The sequence below is a fragment of the Cellulosimicrobium sp. CUA-896 genome (genome assembly GCF_001942335.1).
GTDB lineage: Bacteria > Actinomycetota > Actinomycetes > Actinomycetales > Cellulomonadaceae > Cellulosimicrobium.
Genome location: NZ_MKKH01000079.1, coordinates 42,617 through 62,238, shown reverse-complemented (window position 1 = coordinate 62,238; position 19,622 = coordinate 42,617). Strand labels below are relative to the sequence as shown.

At 74.8% G+C, this 19,622-nt stretch carries 8 protein-coding genes and 4 pseudogenes; 6 read left to right on the top strand and 6 right to left on the bottom strand.

All coding sequences use genetic code 11. From position 1 onward, the window contains the following. Nucleotides 1-4: 4 nt before the first annotated feature. Complete coding sequence (locus tag BJF88_RS17700; protein WP_369824680.1) at nt 5-931, bottom strand: electron transfer flavoprotein subunit alpha/FixB family protein; 927 nt, start codon at nt 929-931, stop codon at nt 5-7. A gap of 128 nt (nt 932-1,059) precedes the next feature. After that, complete coding sequence (locus tag BJF88_RS17695; RefSeq protein WP_075829753.1) at nt 1,060-1,875, bottom strand: electron transfer flavoprotein subunit beta/FixA family protein; 816 nt, start codon at nt 1,873-1,875, stop codon at nt 1,060-1,062. Nucleotides 1,876-2,043: 168 nt separating this feature from the next. Between BJF88_RS17695 and glgX the strand changes: the two genes are divergently transcribed. Together glgX and BJF88_RS17685 are read left to right on the top strand one after the other, a co-directional pair. Then, entirely contained in the window at nt 2,044-4,431 is a 2,388-nt protein-coding gene (gene glgX / locus BJF88_RS17690; RefSeq protein ID WP_083649260.1) for a glycogen debranching protein GlgX, read from the top strand. Between the two features lie 9 nt (nt 4,432-4,440). Continuing rightward, entirely contained in the window at nt 4,441-6,195 is a 1,755-nt protein-coding gene (locus BJF88_RS17685) for an FAD-binding dehydrogenase (protein ID WP_075829752.1), read from the top strand. Nucleotides 6,196-6,322: 127 nt separating this feature from the next. Here the strand turns inward: BJF88_RS17685 and BJF88_RS17680 are convergent, their stop codons facing one another. Then, nucleotides 6,323-7,099, bottom strand: coding sequence for a hypothetical protein (locus BJF88_RS17680; RefSeq protein WP_075829751.1), 777 nt, complete (start codon nt 7,097-7,099; stop codon nt 6,323-6,325). Nucleotides 7,100-7,543: 444 nt separating this feature from the next. Then, nucleotides 7,544-10,146: pseudogene (gene glgP / locus BJF88_RS17670) on the bottom strand (alpha-glucan family phosphorylase). Nucleotides 10,147-10,306: 160 nt separating this feature from the next. Between glgP and BJF88_RS17665 the strand changes: the two are divergent. The 4 genes and pseudogenes from BJF88_RS17665 (at nt 10,307) to glgB (ending at nt 17,904) form a co-directional block, all read left to right on the top strand. Next, a pseudogene (locus BJF88_RS17665) lies at nt 10,307-12,368 on the top strand (maltotransferase domain-containing protein). After that, a pseudogene (gene treS, locus BJF88_RS17660) lies at nt 12,365-14,153 on the top strand (maltose alpha-D-glucosyltransferase). The pseudogenes BJF88_RS17665 and treS overlap by 4 nt, the downstream one beginning before the upstream one ends. A 35-nt stretch (nt 14,154-14,188) precedes the next feature. After that, nucleotides 14,189-15,613: a hypothetical protein gene (locus BJF88_RS19355; RefSeq protein WP_255372154.1), complete on the top strand. Its 1,425-nt coding sequence runs from the start codon at nt 14,189-14,191 to the stop codon at nt 15,611-15,613. 66 nt (nt 15,614-15,679) lie between these two features. Beyond that, a pseudogene (gene glgB, locus BJF88_RS17650) lies at nt 15,680-17,904 on the top strand (1,4-alpha-glucan branching protein GlgB). Nucleotides 17,905-17,941: 37 nt separating this feature from the next. Here glgB and BJF88_RS17645 read toward each other — a convergent pair. Further along, nucleotides 17,942-18,238: a hypothetical protein gene (locus BJF88_RS17645; RefSeq protein ID WP_158068971.1), complete on the bottom strand. Its 297-nt coding sequence runs from the start codon at nt 18,236-18,238 to the stop codon at nt 17,942-17,944. Nucleotides 18,239-18,605: 367 nt separating this feature from the next. Further along, nucleotides 18,606-19,529: an ABC transporter ATP-binding protein gene (locus tag BJF88_RS17640; protein ID WP_075829748.1), complete on the bottom strand. Its 924-nt coding sequence runs from the start codon at nt 19,527-19,529 to the stop codon at nt 18,606-18,608. Between the last annotated feature and the right edge of the window lie 93 nt (nt 19,530-19,622).

Here is a 19,622-nt window from a genome sequence, read left to right as displayed (position 1 = left end):
GCGGCTACCGCGGCGTCGACCGGTGCTCGCGGATCGCCTGCGCGGCCTGGGGCAGCACCTCGGCGAGGTCCCCCACGACCGCGAAGTCGGAGATCTCGAACAGCGGGCACTCCGGGTCGTTGTTCACCGCGACGACGACCTGCGCCGCCTGCATGCCGCCCCGGTGGTGCGGCGCGCCCGAGACGCCCGCGCCGATGTACAGGCGCGGGGCCACGGTGACGCCGGTCTGCCCGACGAACTGGTCGTGCCAGCCCTCGTACACGGCGTCACGCGTGGCCCCGACCGCGGCGCCGAGCGCGTCGGCGAGCTCGACCACGGGGGCGAAGTCGCCGTTCGTGCCGCGCCCGCCCGTGACGACGATCGCGGCCTCCCCGAGCGCGGGACGGCCGCTGCCCGACGTCTCGTGCGCGGTGCGAGAGACGACCCGCGCCGCGGTCGCCGCCGCCGAGACCTCGACGCCGAGACCCACGACCTCGACCGCGACCGCCTCGGGCGCCGGCTCGGGCACGACGGCGTTCGCGCGGACCGTCAGGACGGCGAGCTCCGTCGTCACGGCGCTGCGCACGTCCCACGAGCCGGCGAAGACGCGCTTGTCCGCGACGAGGTGCGTGCCGTCGTCGTGCAGGCCGGAGGCGTCGATCACGAGCCCCGCGCCCGTGAGGTGCGCGAGCCGCGCCGCGGCCTCCTTGTTCGGGAACGACGAGGTGAGCAGGGCGGCGTCGGCACCCGTGGTGCGCGCCGCGGCGGCGAGCGCCTCCGCGACGACCGGCGTGAGGTGGAGGGCGTCGCCCGTGACGGCGTGCCCGTCGGCGGAGGGCTCGGCCTGGCGCACCGTCCCGACGCCGTACGCGCCGAGCTGGGCGAGCACCTCGAGGCTCGGGGCCTCGAGCGCGACCGCCTCGACGCGGCCGACCCGGCGCGCGAGGGTGATGAGCTCGAGCAGGGCGAGCGCAGCTCGGTCCCGGGCGTGTCGAGCAGGACGAGGACGGTGCGGTTGCCGGTGCTCTCCGGGGTGGCCACGGAGGTGGTCTCAGGGGTGCTGGTCACGGTCGCGTCCTCTCAGACCAGGTCGTTGCGGATGAGGTAGTCGGCGAGCGCGCGCCCGCCCTCGCCCTTGTCGACGACGATCTCGGCCTCGGGGCGCGGCGGGCGCGGCGCGGCGTCGAGCACGCGGGTGCGTGCCCCCGCGTCCCCGACGTCCGCCGGGTCCACGCCCACGTCCGCGAGGCTCCACGCCTCCACGGGCTTGGAGCGTGCGGCCATGATGAGCGTGAAGTTCGGGAAGCGGGGGTCGTTCGCGTGGTCGGTCACGCTGACCACCGCGGGCAGCGGTGCCTCGAGCACCTCGTCGACGCCGTCCAGCTCGCGCGTGACGCGCGCGCCGCGCGAGCCGGGCTCGCCCGTGAGCTCGAGCCGGCCCGCGAGCGTGAGCTGCGGCAGGCCGAGCTCGGCGGACAGCAGCGTCGGGACGACCGAGCCGAGTCCGTCGAGCGCCGCCATGCCCGTCACGACGAGGTCGACGGGGCTCTCCTCCGCGAGGCGGCGCACCGCGGCGGCGAGCACGCGCGCGGTGCCGAAGTAGTCCGAGCCCGCGACCGCGTCGTCGCTCACGCGCACCCCGCGGTCGACACCGAGCTGGAAGGCCTTCTTCACCGCGGCGTCGGCGTCGGGGCCGGCGACCGTCACGACGACGACCTCGCTCGCCGCACGCTCGTCGTCCGGCAGCGACTCGACGAGCCGCAGGGCCGCCTCGACCGCGTTCTCGTCGAGCTCGTTGAGCGTCCCCTCGTCGGGCCGGCGGACCACGCGCCCGCCCTCGAAGCCCCGGTCGGCGTGGATGTCCGGGACGTACTTGACGGCGACGACGATCCGCATCGGGCTCGCTCCCTGTGCTGGCGGTCTGTGGGCAGGTCGGTGGACGGTGACGTGGCCGGTGCGCCTGGCCGTCGGAAACGGCGGCGCGCCGGGTCCGCTCAGGGCAGCGTACCGGCGGGCGCGGGGCCTGGTCGGTGACAGGTCGGTGACTGCGGCCACAATGGACACGTGCACGCTCCACCTCACCGCCCGGACCCCGACCTCCCCGCGACCCCCGCGCCCGGCGCAGACGCCGGGACGCCGCCCGAGACCGACCGGCACGCGCCCCAGCCGCGGCTCGGCGTCCACCTCGCGGGCGACGGCGTCGACGTCGCGGTCCTCGCGTCGCACGCGACCGCCGTCGAGCTGTGCCTGGTCGACCGCCTGGACGAGGTCGACGAGGCCGTCGACGGCACCGGGGACGACGGCGCCCCGGCGCGCTTCCGCGAGCGCCGCGTCGCGCTGTCGGGCCCGGCGTACGGGGTCTGGCGCGCGCACGTGACCGGCGTGCGGCCGGGGCAGCGGTACGGGTTCCGAGTGCACGGGCCGTGGGACCCGGCGGCGGGGCTGCGGCACAACCCGGCCAAGCTGCTCGTCGACCCGTACGCGCGCGGCCTCGTGGGCGAGCTCGTCGACGACCCGGCGATCCGCGGCCACGCCGGCCCGGACGCGGACGGGCCGGCGGACGACCGGGACTCGCTGCCGTACGTGCCGCACTCCGTCGTCGTGCCGGAGCCGACGGCTCCCCTCGCACCGCGGCCCCGGGTGCCCTGGTCGCGGACCGTGGTGTACGAGGCGCACGTGCGCGGCCTGACGCAGCGCCTGGAGGCGCTCCCCGAGCACCTGCGCGGCACGTACGCGGGCGCCGCGCACCCGGTGACGATCGCGCACCTGCGCGAGCTCGGCGTCACGACGCTCGAGCTCCTGCCGATCCACGCGAACGTCCCCGAGCCGCACCTGCTGGCGGCCGGGCGCACCAACTACTGGGGCTACTCGACGCTCGGGTTCTTCGCGCCGCACGCCGCGTACGCGACGCGCGCCGCCCGGGAGGCGGGCCCGGAGGCCGTGCTCGACGAGGTGCGCGGCATGGTGCACCTGCTGCACGAGGCGGGGATCGAGGTGCTGCTCGACGTCGTCCACAACCACACGTGCGAGGGCGGCCCGGACGGCTACCACCTGTCGTGGCGGGGGCTCGACAACCCGCTGTACTACCTGCACGACGGCCGATCGCCCGCGCGGCTCGCGGACGTCACCGGGACGGGCAACAGCCTGGACTTCCGCCGCCCGGCCGTGGTCCGCGCCGCCCTGGACTCGCTGCGGTACTGGGCGCAGGTCGTGGGCGTCGACGGGTTCCGCTTCGACCTCGCCGTGACCCTGGGGCGTGGGGTCGACGGCTTCGACGCGCACCACCCGTTCCTCGTCGCGCTCCAGACCGACCCCGTGCTGTGCGGGCTCAAGCTCGTCGCCGAGCCGTGGGACGTCGGGCCGGGCGGGTGGCGCACCGGGCAGTTCCCGCCGCCGTTCGGGGAGTGGAACGACCGGTTCCGCGACGCGGTGCGCCAGTTCTGGCTCGCGGACGCGCGCGAGGCGGCGCACGGGCGCGCCGGGCACGGCGTGCGCGACCTCGCGACGCGACTGGCCGGGTCGGCGGACCTCTTCGGGCACAGCGACCCCCCGCTGCTGCGCGGCCCCGTCGCCTCGATCAGCTACGTGACGGCGCACGACGGCTTCACGCTCGCCGACCTCGTCGCGTACGAGCACAAGCACAACCTGGCCAACGGCGAGGGCAACCGCGACGGCACGGACGACAACCGGTCGTGGAACCACGGGCTCGAGGGGCCCGTGGGGGACGCCGTCGACGCGCTCCCGGACGACGCACCGGGAGCCGCGGGGCCCGGCCTCGAGATCGCCCCGCTGCGGCGCCGCTCGATCCGCAACGTCCTCGCGACGCTCCTGCTCTCCGCGGGGACGCCGATGATCACCGCGGGCGACGAGATGGGCCGCACGCAGCGCGGCAACAACAACGCCTACGTGGTCGACGACGAGACGTCGTGGGTGTCCTGGGACCTGTCGCCGTGGCGCAAGGACCTGCTCGCCACGGCCCGGCACCTGCTCGCCCTGCGCCGCGAGCACGCCGCGCTGCGCCCCGACGCGTTCTACACCGGGCGCCCCCGGCCGACCGGGCCCGGTGGCGTCCCGGACGGCGTGCCTGACCTCGCCTGGTTCGGCGCCGACGGCGCCGGGCTCGACCACGCGACGTGGCACGACCCGGGCGTGCGCACGCTCCAGATGCTGCGCACCGCGCCCGCCCCCGGCGCGAGCGACGTGCTCGTCGTCCTGGCGGGGGGCCTCGACCCGGTCGACGTCACGCTGCCGGGGCTCCGCGCCGCGGCCGGCGGCGAGCCGGAGCGGTGGACGCTCGCCTGGGACTCCGCGTGGGAGCATCCCGGCGACCGCGCGGACGTCGACGGCGACGGGCTCGCGCGGCCGGGCGACGTCGTCGTGCTCGAGCCGCTGAACCTGCGCGTCTACGTGTCCACCGCGACGCCCCTGCCCTCGCCGCCGCCCGTCCTCTAGTCTTCGCCCATGAGTGACACCGATCACACCGAGGTGGCCGGGCCGGTGGACGTCGTCGTCGTCGGTGCGGGCCTCGCCGGGCTCGTCGCCGCCGGCGAGCTCACCGCGGCGGGGCGCCGCGTCGTCCTGCTCGACCAGGAGCCCGCGGCGAGCCTCGGCGGCCAGGCGTGGTGGTCGTTCGGCGGGCTGTTCCTCGTCGGCTCGCCCGAGCAGCGGCGCATGGGCGTGCACGACTCCGCCGAGCTGGCGTTCGACGACTGGCTCGGCTCCGCCCAGTTCGCGCCCGGCGCCGACCGCGGCGAGGGCCCCGACCGGCACGGCTACGCGTGGGCGCGCGCGTTCGTCGACTTCGCCGCCGGCGAGATGCGCCCCTGGCTGCACGCCCGCGGCGTGCGGTGGTTCCCGCTCGTGCAGTGGGCCGAGCGCGGCGGCTACCCGGTGCAGGCCGGCACGAACGGGCAGCCCGGGTCCGACGGGCAGGTGGGCGCGCACGGCAACTCCGTGCCGCGTTTCCACGTCACGTGGGGCACCGGCCCCGCCGTCCTCGAGCCGTTCGTGCGCGCCGCGCTCGACGCCCGCGCCGCGGGGCTGCTCGACCTCCGGTTCCGGCACCGCGTCACGTCGCTCGTCGTGACCGACGGGGCGGTGACGGGCGTGCGCGCGCAGGTGCTCGCGCCGTCGGACGCCGAGCGCGGCGCGCCGTCCTCGCGCGACGTCGTCGGCGAGGTCGAGATCGCGGCGGGCGCCGTCGTCGTGACGTCCGGCGGGATCGGCGCGAACCACGCGCTCGTCGCGTCGCGGTGGCCCGCGTCCGCCGGGCGGCTCCCGGGGCGCATGCTGTCCGGCGTGCCGGACTCGACCGACGGCCTGGCGCTCGCTGCCGCGGCCGACTCCGGCGCCGCGCTCGTCCACGAGGACCGCATGTGGCACTACCCCGAGGGCATCGCGAACCACTCCCCCGTGTGGACGAACCACGGCATCCGCATCCTGCCCGGGCCCAGCTCGCTGTGGCTCGACGCCGACGGCAACCGGCTCCCCGCCCCCCTGTTCCCCGGTTTCGACGCCCTCGGGGCCCTGCGGCACCTCACCGAGCGCGGCGACGACCACTCCTGGTTCGTGCTCAACAAGGCGATCATGGAGACGGAGTTCGCCCTGTCCGGCTCGGAGCAGAACCCCGACCTCACGGGCAAGGACGTGCGCCTGCTGGCCCAACGCGTGCTGCCGGGCGCCGTCGGACCGGTCGCGCGGTTCGCCGAGCAGTCCCCCGAGTTCGTCTGGGCCGACACCCCGGAGGAGCTCGCCGGCCGCATGAACGCTCTCGTCGACGCCACCCCCGGTTCGCGCGGCCACGTCGACCCCGACGCCCTCGCGAGCCTCGTCCACCGACGCGACGAGCAGGTCCGCACCGGCCTCGGCAAGGACCCGCAGGTGGTCGCCACCGCCATGGCGCGCCGCTACCGCGTCGACCGCCTCATCCGCGTGTCCCCGCCGCGCCCGCTCACGACGCCGAAGGACGGGCCTCTGCTCGCCGTCCGGCTGTCCGTCCTCACGCGCAAGACGCTCGGCGGCCTGTGGACCGACACGTCCGGGCGCGTGCTGCGCGCCGACGGCGCCGTCCTGCCCGGCCTGTGGGCCGCCGGCGAGGCGGCCGGGTTCGGCGGCGGCGGCGTGCACGGCCACCGCGCGCTCGAGGGCACGTTCCTCGGCGGGTGCCTCTTCTCCGGCCGCGTCGCCGGCCGCGCGCTGGCGGCCGAGCTCGCCTGAGCTCCTCGCCCAGCCGCTCGCCGGGGGCGCACTCACTCCCGGGTCGCGACGTAGAACCCCAGGTCGCGACGTAGAACTACCGGTCGCGACGTAGAACCCGCGGAGCCCTATCTCGCGACCCATGCTTCTACCTCGTGGACGTCCGGACGAGTTCCGCGTCGCGGGACCGCCGCGCGAGCGCTGACCGGACCCGGCGCGCGACGACGTCGGGATCGGTGAGGTCGTCCCACGTCACGCGCAGGACGAGCCATCCGGCCTCCACCAGCGCGTCGTGACGGGCCTTCTCGGCGAGGAGCCGGCGCTGCGGGTCGCCGTACTCCCCGCCCGAGTACTTGATCGCGCCGTCGAACTCGACCGCGACGCGGTGGGCCGTCCATGCGAGGTCGAGCCGGTACGCGCCCCGCCAGGTCGGCACGGTGACGTTCGGTTCCGGGCGGGGCAGGCCCGCGTCGACGACGACCCATCGCACCACGCTCTCCCCCGGGGACTCCGAGCGACCGTCGGCCTCGGTGAGAACCTGACGCGCCCGTCGGACACCGCGGCCACCCGCCGCGGCCTCGAGGACGACGGCGATCCGGTCGCGGTCCGCACCGGCACGCAGACCGGAGTCCGCGACGACGAGCCCGGCCACGGGCGGCAGGGAGCGGGCGCAGTCGACGATCGTCCGCTCGAGCGACGTGACCGGCAGACCGCCGACCACGTCGCGGTCCTCGTCCACCAGCGCCGTCCAGTGCCGCCTGACCCCGTGATCGGTCCGGCGGCGCACGGACGGGTTGCCGAGCTGGGTGACGTGCACCTCGTCGGCGAGCCGCCACGTCCAGAGCCCGTGCAGGACGGCAGCGGTCGAGTGGCTGAACCAGTACTCCGTGGTGAGCCGTGCCGCGAGCGCGACGGCGTTCGTCACCACGGCTTCGCGGCGGCGCCGGCCGGGGAGGAGAACTGGTCCGGTGGGCGTACGTAGACCCCCTGCCGGGCCCGGACCAACGCGCCGCTGCGCACGGCGGCGGCGATCTCCGCGCGTCGCTCCGGGGAGGACCGGGTCACCGACGGCAGCCACGACAGGTCCGACGTGCGGTCGGTGCGCTCACGCGAGCGACGGGATCGCTGGTCACTCGTCCGGACGGTTCGTTCGTCGGTGCTCACACGGCCCAGCCTGGCGGAGCACCGGTGCCTCGGCCACGATCCCGCAAGAGCCTGTGGACAGTCGCGACGCGGCCGAGAGCCACCGACCCCGATCCAGGACAACCGCGGCGTCGTGAGGTAGAACCCGCGGTCGCGAGATAGAAGCCGTGATGTTCTATCTCGCGACCGCGGGTTCTACCTCGCGGCAGGTGGGTGCCGGAGGACGTCAGGCGTTGGCCACCAGGCCGAGCTCCGCCGCGCTCGGGAGCCCGTCGTGCTTCGGCACGACGCGCACGGTGTAGCCGAACGGGCCCGACGCCTCGAGCACGACCTCGCCGGCGAACGCGTGCCGCCCGGCCTCGTACGTCTCGGCGAGGGCGATCGGCTGCGCCGTGAACTCCTCGATGACGTCGGCCTCGGTGACGCGCCCGTGCACGACCTGCACCTCGACGTCGTCCGGACGGAGGTCGCCGAGCGAGACGTACGCGCGCACGGTGAGCCGGTCGCCGACCTGCGGCACCTCGCTGACGCCGCTGGAGTCGACGTGGTCGACGCGCACGCGCGACCAGCCGTCGCGCACCGACCGCTTCCAGTGCGCGAGCTCGCGCGCGGGGGCGAGCGCGTCGGCGGCGAGCGCACGCCCGGCGGCGGCCGCGGGAGCGTAGAGCCGCGTGACGTACTCGGCCACCATGCGCGTCGCCTGCACCTTGGGCCCGAGCGTCGCGAGCGTGTGGCGGACCATCTCGAGCCACCGGCCGGGGACGCCGTCGTCGGTGCGGTGGTAGAAGCGCGGCGCGACCTGGTGCTCGACGAGGTCGTAGAGGGCGGCGGCCTCGAGGTCGTCGCGCCGGTCCGGGTCGTCGACGCCGTCGGCGGTCGGGATCGCCCAGCCGTTCTCGCCGTCGAACCACTCGTCCCACCACCCGTCGAGGATCGAAAGGTTCAGCCCGCCGTTGAGCGCCGACTTCATGCCGGACGTCCCGGACGCCTCGAGCGGGCGCAGGGGGTTGTTGAGCCACACGTCGCAGCCCGGGTAGAGCGACTGCGCCATGCCGATGTCGTAGTTCGGCAGGAAGACAATGCGGTGGCGCACCTCGGGGTCGTCGGTGAACCGCACGAGCTGCTGGATGAGCCGCTTGCCCTGGTCGTCCGCCGGGTGCGACTTGCCCGCGACGACCAGCTGGACGGGACGCTCCGGGTGCAGCAGCAGCGCCTTGAGCCGCGCGGGGTCGCGCAGCATGAGCGTGAGCCGCTTGTACGTGGGCACGCGGCGCGCGAACCCGATGGTCAGCACGTCGGGCGAGAGCACGTCGTCGATCCAGCCGAGCTCGGCGGGGCTCGCCCCGCGCTCGCGCCAGGACCGGCGCAGGCGGCGCCGCGCCTCCTCGACGAGCCGGCCGCGCATCTCTCGGCGCAGGGCCCACAGCTCGTCGTCGGCCACGGCGGGCCCGTCGCCGGAGCCGGACGTGCGCAGCCAGCCCGACGACGCGGTGTCGGCGGTCAGCTCGTCGAGCCCGAGCCGCTCGGCCTGGACGGCCGCGAGCGCCGGGTCGACCCACGTCGGCGAGTGGACGCCGTTCGTGACGGACGTGATCGGCACCTCGCGGGCGTCGAAGCCCGGCCACAGGCCCTCGAACATGCCGCGCGACACCTGGCCGTGCAGCAGCGAGACGCCGTTGGCGCGGCCGCCGAGCCGCAGCCCCATGACCGCCATGTTGAACACGGTGGGGTCGCCGCCGTCGTAGTCCTCGGCGCCGAGGTCGAGGACGCGGTCGACCGGCAGCCCCTCGACCGTCATGTCTCCGCCGAAGTACTGGGCCACGAGCTCGCGCGCGAACCGGTCGATCCCGGCCGGGACGGGCGTGTGCGTCGTGAACACGGTCGCGGCCCGAACCGCCTCGAGCGCCTCGTCGAAGGTCAGCCCGCCGTCCACGAGCTCGCGGATGCGCTCCACGCCGAGGAAGCCCGCGTGCCCCTCGTTCGTGTGGTAGACCTCCGGCTCCGGTGCGCCGGTGAGCCGCGACCACAGGCGCAGCGCGCGCACGCCGCCCACGCCGAGGAGCAGCTCCTGCTGCAGCCGGTGCTCGCCGCCACCGCCGTAGAGGCGGTCCGTGACCTTGCGCGCGGCCTCGTCGTTGCCGGGCACGTTCGAGTCGAGCAGCAGCAGCGGCACGCGGCCGACCGCCGCGACCCACACGTGCGCGTGCAGCGCGCGCCCGCCGGGCAGGCCGAGCGAGACGCGCGCGGGCGTGCCGTCGTCCTCGCGCAGCAGCGTCAGCGGGAGACCGTCCGGGTCGAGGAGCGGGTAGGTCTCGACCTGCCAGCCGTCGCGCGTGAGGGACTGGCGGAAGTAGCCCGCGCCGTACAGGAGGCCGACGCGACGATCGGCACGCCGAGGTCGCTCGCGCTCTTGAGGTGGTCGCCCGCGAGGATCCCCAGGCCGCCGGAGTACTGCGGCAGCACGGAGGTGATCCCGAACTCCGGGGAGAAGTACGCGATCGCCGTCGGCAGCGAGCCGTCGCCCGCCGCGGCGCGCTGCTGGTACCACAGGTCGTCCTGCAGGTAGTGGCGCAGGTCGTCCGCCGCGGCGCGCACGCGCTCGACGAACGCGGCGTCGCCCGCCAGCGCGGCGAGCCGGTCCGGCCCGAGCGCGCCGAGGAGCGCGACCGGGTCGCCGTGCACCTGCTCCCACAGCTCCGGGTCGATGCCCACGAACAGGTCGCGCGTCGGCGCGTGCCACGACCAGCGCAGGTTGTGCGCCAGCTCGTCGAGGTCGCGCAGCGGGGCGGGCAGCAGGGTGCGGACGGTGAACCGTCGGATCGCTCTCACGGGGACGAGCGTACGCAGCCGGACGGGACCGCACACCCCGCGTCGCCGTCGTGGCGTCGCGCGCACGCGGACGTCCGCCACGCGCCCGCGTCGCCGGTCCGGCAGGCCCGACGACCTCTCCCCAGGTGCCTGCCCCCCGCAGGCTCGATACGTTGTCCGTGTGACGTCGACCCCACCGGCCAGCGCCCCCCTCCGTCCCCCGTCGCCCACCCCTGCCGCCCCCATCGGCCGCATCCCCGTCCTCGAGGTGTCGCCCGTCGTCGAGGGCGGCCGCTGGCCGGCGAAGGCCGTCGTCGGCGAGATGGTGCCCGTGGAGGCCACCGTGTTCCGCGAGGGCCACGACGCCGTCGCCGCGACCGCCGTCCTCGTCGCGCCCGACGGGTCCGAGCGCACGGCGCGGATGGTCGACGTCGCACCCGGCCTCGACCGGTTCCGCGCGACCCTCCACCCCGACGCCACGGGTGACTGGTCGCTGCGCGTCGAGGCTGGAGCGACCCGTACGGCACGTGGGCGCACGACGCGACGGTGAAGATCGAGGCGGGCGTCGACGTCGACCTCATGCTGGCCGAGGGGGTGCGGCTGTTCGAGCGCGTCCTGGCCGACGACGTCGCGCGCGAACCCGCCGACGCCCGCGCGCTCGCCGACGCGGAGGCGGCGCTCGCGGACGCCACGCGGCCCGCGGCCGCGCGTCTCGCCGCGGCGACGTCGCTCGAGGTGCGCGAGGCCCTCGGGCGCGCACCCCTGCGCGACCACGTCACCGCGTCGGCCACGTACCCGCTGCGCGTGGACCGCCCGCTCGCGCTCGCGGCGCGTGGTACGAGATGTTCCCGCGCTCCGAGGGGGCGCGCCGGCTCAAGGACGGGCGGTGGCGCTCGGGCACGTTCACCGCCGCGGCCCGCCGGCTGCCGGCGATCGCGGCGATGGGCTTCGACGTCGTCTACCTCACGCCGGTGCACCCGATCGGCGCCACGCACCGCAAGGGCCGCAACAACTCCCTCACCGCCGTGCCGGGCGACCCGGGCAGCCCGTACGCGATCGGGTCGGCGGACGGCGGCCACGACGCGATCCACCCGGAGCTCGGCAGCGAGCGCACCTTCCGGGCGTTCGTCAAGGAGGCCCGGCGCAACGGGCTCGAGGTGGCGATCGACCTGGCGCTGCAGTGCTCGCCCGACCACCCCTGGGTCCGCGAGCACCCGGAGTGGTTCACGACGCGCGTCGACGGCTCCATCGCCTATGCGGAGAACCCGCCCAAGAAGTACCAGGACATCTACCCGCTGAACTTCGACAACGACCCCGCGGGCATCTACGCCGAGGTGCTGCGCGTGGTGCGCGTGTGGATCGAGCGGGGCGTCACCGCGTTCCGCGTCGACAACCCGCACACCAAGCCGCTCGACTTCTGGGAGTGGCTGCTCGCGGAGGTCCGCCGCACGAACCCCGAGGTGATCTTCCTGTCGGAGGCATTCACCAAGCCCGCGATGATGCACACGCTCGCGCGCATCGGGTTCCACCAGTCGTACACGTACTTCACGTGGCGCAACACGCGCGAGGAGCTCGCGGAGTACCTCGAGGAGGTCTCGGGACCGGCGGGGAGCTACATGCGCCCGTCGTTCTGGCCGACCACGCACGACATCCTCCCGCCCTACCTCCAGCACGGCGGCGTCGCCGGGTTCGCGGTGCGCGCGGTGCTCGCCGCCCTCGGCTCGCCGACGTGGGGCGTGTACTCCGGGTACGAGCTCGTCGAGAACGTGCCCCGGCCGGGCGTCGAGGAGCAGATCGACAACGAGAAGTACGAGTACAAGCCGCGCGACTGGGCGGCCGCCGACGACATCGGCATCGCGACGCTGCTCACGCGCCTCAACGAGGTCCGCCGCGACCACCCCGCGCTCCGCCAGCTGCGCGACCTCACGGTCCACCCCACGACGAACGACCAGGTCCTCGCGTTCTCCCGGCACCTGCCCGCCGAGCACTCCCCCACGGGGGAGGCGGACACCGTCGTCGTCGTCGTCAACCTCGACCCCCAATCGCCGCAGGAGTCCACCGTGCACCTCGACCTCGCCGCGCTCGGCCTGCCCGAGCCCCCGCCGGGCCACGACCCGTGGTCGCCGTCGTTCGTCGCGCACGACGAGCTGTCGGGCGAGAGCTACGGCTGGGGTCAGGACGTGTACGTGCGTCTCGAGCCGTGGCGCCAGGTGGCGCACGTCGTGCACGTGAGGCCCGCATGACGACGCCGCCGACCGCACCGCGCGGCGTGTCCGCCGGCCCCGCCCCCGTGCCGCCCGTGACGGCACCCGTGCCGATCGCGGCGCTGCCCCCGCGCCGCCAGCCGGTCCCGCCCGTCGACGCGCGCCCCGGCCTGTCCGACGACCCGGAGTGGTACCGCACGGCGGTGTTCTACGAGGTCATCGTCCGGGCGTTCTCGGACTCCGACGGCACGGGGACGGGCGACCTGCGCGGCTCATCGACCGCCTGGACTACCTCCAGTGGCTCGGGATCGACGCGCTGTGGCTGCCGCCGTTCTACCCCTCGCCGCTGCGCGACGGCGGCTACGACGTCTCGGACTACACCGCGATCGCCCCGCAGTACGGGTCGACGTCCGACTTCGCCGAGCTCGTCAGCGAGGCGCACGCGCGCGGGATCCGCGTCGTCATCGACCTCGTCATGAACCACACGAGCGACCAGCACCCCTGGTTCCAGGCGTCCCGCGCCGACCCGGAGGGCCGTACGGCGACTTCTACGTGTGGAGCGACGACGACTCGCGCTACCCGGACGCGCGCATCATCTTCGTCGACACCGAGACGTCGAACTGGACCTTCGACCCCGTGCGGCGCCAGTTCTTCTGGCACCGGTTCTTCTCCCACCAGCCGGACCTCAACTTCGAGAACCCGCGCGTCGCGGACGCCATGCTCGACGTCGCGCGGTTCTGGCTCCAGATGGGCGTGGACGGCTTCCGGCTCGACGCCGTGCCCTACCTGTTCGAGGAGGAGGGCACGAACTGCGAGAACCTGCCGCGCACGCACGACTTCCTGCGGCGCGTGCGCACGATGGTGGACACCGAGTTCCCCGGCCGCATCCTGCTCGCCGAGGCGAACCAGTGGCCGCGCGAGGTCGTGGACTACTTCGGCACGGAGGAGGAGCCGGAGTGCCACATGTGCTTCCACTTCCCCGTCATGCCGCGCATCTACTACGCGATCCGCGACCAGCGCGCGAACCAGCTGCTCGAGATCCTGGCGGACACGCCCGAGATCCCGCGCGGCGGCCAGTGGAGCACGTTCCTGCGCAACCACGACGAGCTCACGCTCGAGATGGTCTCCACCGAGGAGCGCGCGTCGATGTACGGCTGGTACGCGCAGGACCCGCGCATGCGCGCCAACGTCGGCATCCGCCGACGGCTCGCGACGCTGCTCGACAACTCGCGCAAGGAGGTCGAGCTCGCGCACGCGCTCCTGCTGTCCCTGCCGGGCAGCCCGTGCCTGTACTACGGCGACGAGATCGGCATGGGGGACAACATCTGGCTGCCCGACCGCGACGCCGTCCGCACCCCGATGCAGTGGACGCCGGACCGCAACGCGGGGTTCTCCACCGCGGACCCGGGCAAGCTCTACCTGCCGCTCATCCAGTCGCTCGTGCACCACTACGGGTACGTCAACGTCGAGGGCCAGCTCGAGCAGTCGACCTCGCTGCTGCACTGGGTGCACGGCATGCTCAAGGTGCGCCGCCGCCACCCCGGCTTCGGCACGGGCGACTTCGTCGCGCTCGAGTGCGACAACGAGTCGATCATCGCGTTCCTGCGCCGCACGCCCACCGAGACGCTGCTGTGCGCCGCCAACCTGTCGGCCACCGCGCGGTCCGCGACGATCCGTCTCCCCGACCACGTCGGCGCCGACCTGCTCGACGTCTTCGGCGGGGCGCACTTCCCGCGCGTGAGCGAGGACGGCGAGGTCGTGATGACATGGGGCTCGCGCGACTTCTACTGGCTGGTGGTCGCGCCCCCGACGGAGGACGACTGACGGCACCGGGGCGGACGACGGGACGGGAGCGACAGGTGACGGCACGGCGCACGAGCACCCCCTCCCCCGACCTGCTCGCGCTCCTCGACGCCTGGCTGCCCGCGCGGCGCTGGTACCCGGTCAAGGGCGTCGCCGTGCGGCACGAGCCGTGGATGTCCTTCGCGCTCGACGTCCCGTCGCCCCCGCCGCCCGGGACCGGTGACGTCCCGGCGGGGACGCGGGTCGACCTGCACCTCGTGCGTCTCGTGGGCGAGGGCGTCGACCTCGTCGTCCAGGTCCCGCTCGTGCTCGTCCCCGCCGGCACGGCCCGCGCGACGACGCCCGGGCCGGCCCCGATCGGTGAGCTCGTCGAGGACGGTGCCACGTGGGCCGTGCACGACGGCGCCGCGCACCCGGCCTGCTGGGCCGCGCTCCTCGCCGCCGCGACGTGGGACCTGCCGGACCCGACGGACGACGGCGACCCCGCCGGCCCGCGCGTCGACCTCACGGACGGGCGCGCGCTGTCCGTCGAGCAGTCGAACAGCTCGGTCCTGCTGCCCGCGACCGCGGGCGGGACGATGCTCAAGGTCCTGCGCGCCATCGCCGTCGGCCCCAACCCCGACGTGACGATCCCGCACGCCCTCGCCCGGCAGCTGGACCGGCGTGCCCCGTCCGCTCGCGTGGCTCGAGGTCACGTGGGACGCCGCCGACGACCCCGGCCCCGCCCCGCCCACCCGGTCCGCCCACCTCGCGATCCTCGGCGAGTTCGTCCAGGGCGCTCGCGACGGGTTCGACCTCGCGTGCTCGTACGCCGGCCAGGGGGCCTCCTTCGCCGAGCTCGCGGCCGACCTCGGACGCGTGCTCGCCGACCTGCACGCCGCGCTGCGGGAGGCGTTCGGCGTCGGGCAGCCCGTGGACGCCCGGTGGCTCGTCGACGACCTGCGCCGCCGGTCCGACGAGGCGGTCGCGTCGTCGCACGCGCTCGCCCGGCGCGCCGACGAGATCGCGGCGTTCTGGGACCGGACGGCCGAGCGGCTGGCCGGGGTCGCGCACGTCCCCGACGCCCTGCCGCGGCTGCAGACCGTGCACGGCGACCTGCACCTCGGCAGGTGCTGCACGCGCGCCGGTTCGGCTGGAAGGTTCTGGACTTCGAGGGCGAGCCGCTGCGTCCCGTGGCCGAGCGCACGCGTCCCGACCTCGCGCTGCGCGACGTCGCGGGCGTCGTCCGCTCCTTCGACTACGCCGCGGCGGTCGGCAGCGCGCCGGACCCGGGCTGGGCGGTGCAGGCCCGCACGGCGTTCCTCGAGGCGTACGAGCGCGCCGACACCGCCGGAGTCGACGCCGCGACGACGCAGGCCCTCGTGCGCGCCCTCACGCTCGACAAGGCGCTCTACGAGGTCGTCTACGAGTCGCGCAACCGGCCCGACTGGGAGCCGATCCCGCTCGCCGCCGTCGACCGGCTCCTCGCCGGGGCCGGATGACGGCCCCGCGCCCACCTCGGCCGGGCTCGCCATGTGGACGACGGGCAGACGTGGAAAGGTTGCCCCATGACCGGGCCGGACTCCACCCCCACGCCTCTTCCCGTCGTCGTGCAGCCGGAGGCCCTGGCTGCCGCCTCGGCCGGACGCACCTTCGACCCGCACGCCGTCCTCGGCCCGCACCTCGTCCCCGACGTCGACGACGCGCGCGCCGTCGTCCGGGTGCTGCGGCCGCTCGCCGACGAGGTCGTCGTCGTCACGACCGACGGCGAGCACGCCGCCGTCCACGAGGTCGACGGCGTGTGGGCGGCCGTCGTCCCCGTCCCCGTGGACGCCGACGGCGCGCGCCACGCGCCCGACTACCGCGTGCGCGCCCGGTACGGCGAGCACGTGACGACGGCCGACGACCCCTACCGCTTCCTGCCCACGCTCGGCGAGGTCGACCAGCACCTCGTCCGTGAGGGCCGCCACGAGGAGCTGTGGCGCGTCCTCGGCGCCAACGTCCGCACGTACCCCAGCGTGCTCGGCGACACCACGGGCACGGCCTTCGCCGTGTGGGCGCCGAACGCGCGCGCGGTGCGCGTCATCGGCGACTTCAACGGGTGGGGTGCCACGCACCCCATGCGCTCGCTCGGGTCGAGCGGCGTCTGGGAGCTGTTCGTCCCCGGCGTGCGCGGCGGCGAGCGCTACAAGTACGAGATCCTCGGCCCCGACGGGTCGTGGCGGCAGAAGGCCGACCCGCTCGCCAAGGGCGCCGAGGTCCCGCCCGCGACGGCGAGCGTCGTCGTGGAGTCCGACCACGCGTGGTCCGACGACGCCTGGCTGGCCGCGCGCGCGTCGAGCGACCCGCACGACGGTCCGCTGAGCGTCTACGAGGTCCACCTGGGGTCGTGGCGCCAGGGCCTCGGCTACCGCGAGCTCGCGGACGAGCTCACCGCGTACGTCGTGGAGCAGGGGTTCACCCACGTCGAGCTCCTCCCCGTCGCCGAGCACCCCTTCGGCGGGTCCTGGGGCTACCAGGTCACCGGCTACTACGCCCCCACGTCGCGCTTCGGACACCCCGACGAGCTGCGCCACCTCGTCGACGCCCTGCACGCCGCCGGAGTCGGCGTCATCGTCGACTGGGTACCCGCCCACTTCCCCCGCGACGAGTGGGCGCTCGCGCGCTTCGACGGCACGCCGCTGTACGAGCACGCCGACCCGCTGCGCGGCGAGCAGCCCGACTGGGGCACGTACGTGTTCGACTTCGGGCGCAACGAGGTGCGCAACTTCCTCGTCGCCAACGCGACCTACTGGTTCGAGGAGTTCCACGTCGACGCCCTGCGCGTCGACGCCGTCGCCTCGATGCTCTACCTCGACTACTCGCGCGGGCCCGGGCAGTGGCACCCCAACGTGCACGGCGGGCGCGAGAACCTCGAGGCCATCTCGTTCCTCCAGGAGGCCAACGCCACCGCCTACCGGCGCACGCCCGGCGTCATGATGATCGCCGAGGAGTCCACCGCCTGGCCCGGCGTCACGCGGCCCACGTCGTCCGGCGGTCTCGGGTTCGGGCTCAAGTGGAACATGGGCTGGATGAACGACTCCCTGCGCTACGTGGCCGAGGAGCCCATTAACCGGCGCTACCACCACCACGAGATCACGTTCTCGATGGTCTACGCGTACTCCGAGCAGTTCGTCCTGCCGATCAGCCACGACGAGGTCGTGCACGGCAAGGGCTCGCTGTACGGCAAGATGCCCGGCGACGACTGGCAGAAGCGCGCCGGGGTCCGCTCGTTCCTCGCGTACCAGTGGTCGCACCCGGGCAAGCAGCTGCTGTTCATGGGCAGCGAGATCGGGCAGCACACCGAGTGGAACGAGGGCCGTTCGCTCGACTGGGACGGCCTCGCCGCCGACCCCGGCCGCGCCGGCATCCAGCGCACCGTGCGCGACCTCAACGCGCTCTACCGCGCCACGCCCGCGCTGTGGGAGCTCGACCACGACCCGGCCGGGTTCGAGTGGCTCGACGCCGACGACGCCGACCACAACCTGCTCGCCTTCCTGCGTCGCGGCCGCGACGGGAGCCAGGTCGCCGTCGTCGTGAACTTCGCCGGGACGCCGCACGAGGCTTCCGGCTCGCCCTGCCCTCCGACGGCGCGTGGCGCGAGGTGCTCAACACCGACGCGGAGGTGTACGGCGGGTCCGGCGTCGGGAACCTCGGCGAGGTGCAGGCCGAGGCCGTGCCGTGGAAGGGGCGCGCGCACTCCGTCGAGCTGCGCGTGCCGCCGCTCGGCGCGCTCTACCTCGTGCCGGCGTGAGCGTCCTCGTGGCTCGCCCCGGCTGACGGGTCGCTGGTCAGCGCGCGAGGTCGCGGCGGCGGAACCCGGCGAGCCCGAGGAGGACGAACCCGAGGGTGAACAGGCTGACCCAGCCGAGCCCGGTGAGGTCGACGTCGGGCGCCGCGACGTCGGGGACGTGCCAGAACGGGCTGATCCCGAGGACCCAGTCGTCGAGCCCGAAGGTGGGGCCGAGCAGGGTGAGGGCGAACGAGGCGAGGACCCCCACCCACGCCACGAGGCTGACCGCGGGGCGCGCGCCGACCGCGGCGACCGACACGGCGGCCACGGTCCAGACGGCCGGGACGGTGGCCACGGCCTGCAGCAGGGCGTCGCCGAACCGGACGCGACGTCGGCGCCGGCGGCGAGGCACGCGACGAGCAGGCCGGCGACGAGGACGTTGAACCCGTCGGCGGTGGTGAGGTCGTAGGCGGGGCCGAAGATCAGCCCGAGGGCGGGGTTGGACCCGACGGCGGCAGCCAGTCCTTGGCGGGCCTCCTGGGTGGGGAACACCCACGGGTAGACGAGCACGGAGGACGCGGAGAGCACGGTCACGGCGACGATCCACGGGGCGAACCTCCGGCCGTCGTGCTCGAGGGTGGTGCGCAGCAGCAGCGCGGTGCCGGTGAGGCTGTCGCCCGCACCGCGCGTGGGACGGCGGCGGACGGCGGAGGTGGTCGAGGTCATCGGCTCACCTCGGCGGGGCCGGACGTCGACGGGGCGTCGTCGTACAGGCGCAGGAACAGGCTCTCCAACGAGGGCGGCTCGACCGTGAGCGACACGAGCCCGTACCCGGTCAGCACGGTCATGGCCTGCCCGATCCGGTCGGACTCGATCGTCGCGGACAGCGTGCGGCCGTCGAGGCGGACCTCGTGCAGCGCGGCCAGGGTCCGTCCGTCCGGGACCCGCTCGAGGACGGCGTGCACCGTGGTGCGGGCGTCGCCGCGCAGGTCGGTCAGGGTGCCGGTCCGCACGACCCTGCCGTCCCGGATGATGCTGAGCCGGTCGGCCAGGGTCTCGACCTCGGCCATGACGTGGCTGGACAGCAGCACGGTCGCCCCCCGCTGCTTCGCCTCGCCGATCACGTCCTGGAACACGGCCTCCATCAGCGGGTCCAGCCCGCTGGTGGGCTCGTCCAGGATCAGCAGCTCCGCGTCCGAGGCCAGGGCCGCGACGATCGCGACCTTCTGCCGGTTGCCCTTGGAGTACTGCCGGCCCCGCTTGGTCGGGTCCAGCTCGAACCGCTCGACCAGCTCCGCGCGCCGCTCCTCGTCCAGCCCGCCCCGCATCGACCCGAGCAGGTCGATCGCCTCGCCGCCGGTCATTCCCGGCCACAGCGACACGTCGCCCGGCACGTACGCGAGCCGGCGGTGCAGCGCCACGACGTCCGACCACGGGTCCTCGCCCAGGAGGCGCACCGTCCCGCCGTCGGCTCGCAGCAGGCCGAGCAGCACCCGGATCGTGGTCGACTTGCCCGCACCGTTCGGGCCCAGGAACCCGTGCACCTGCCCGCGCTCGACCACCAGGTCCAGGCCGGTGAGCGCCGGGAACCTCCCGTACGACTTCGTCAGGCCGTGGACGTCGATCACGGCATCGGCAGCACTCATCGTCGTCTCCCCCGGGGCGCCACGACCCTGTGACAGGACCAGCCAACTCCACGGCGGGGAGCTCGGCAACCGTGGACCGTGGTGCCCTCGTGG

Coding starts and splice junctions, on each gene's coding strand:
- BJF88_RS17695 (WP_075829753.1), bottom strand. CDS start 1,875: ATGCGGATCGTCGTCGCCGTCAAGTACGTCCCGGACATCCACGCCGAC.
- BJF88_RS17685 (WP_075829752.1), top strand. CDS start 4,441: ATGAGTGACACCGATCACACCGAGGTGGCCGGGCCGGTGGACGTCGTC.
- BJF88_RS17640 (WP_075829748.1), bottom strand. CDS start 19,529: ATGAGTGCTGCCGATGCCGTGATCGACGTCCACGGCCTGACGAAGTCG.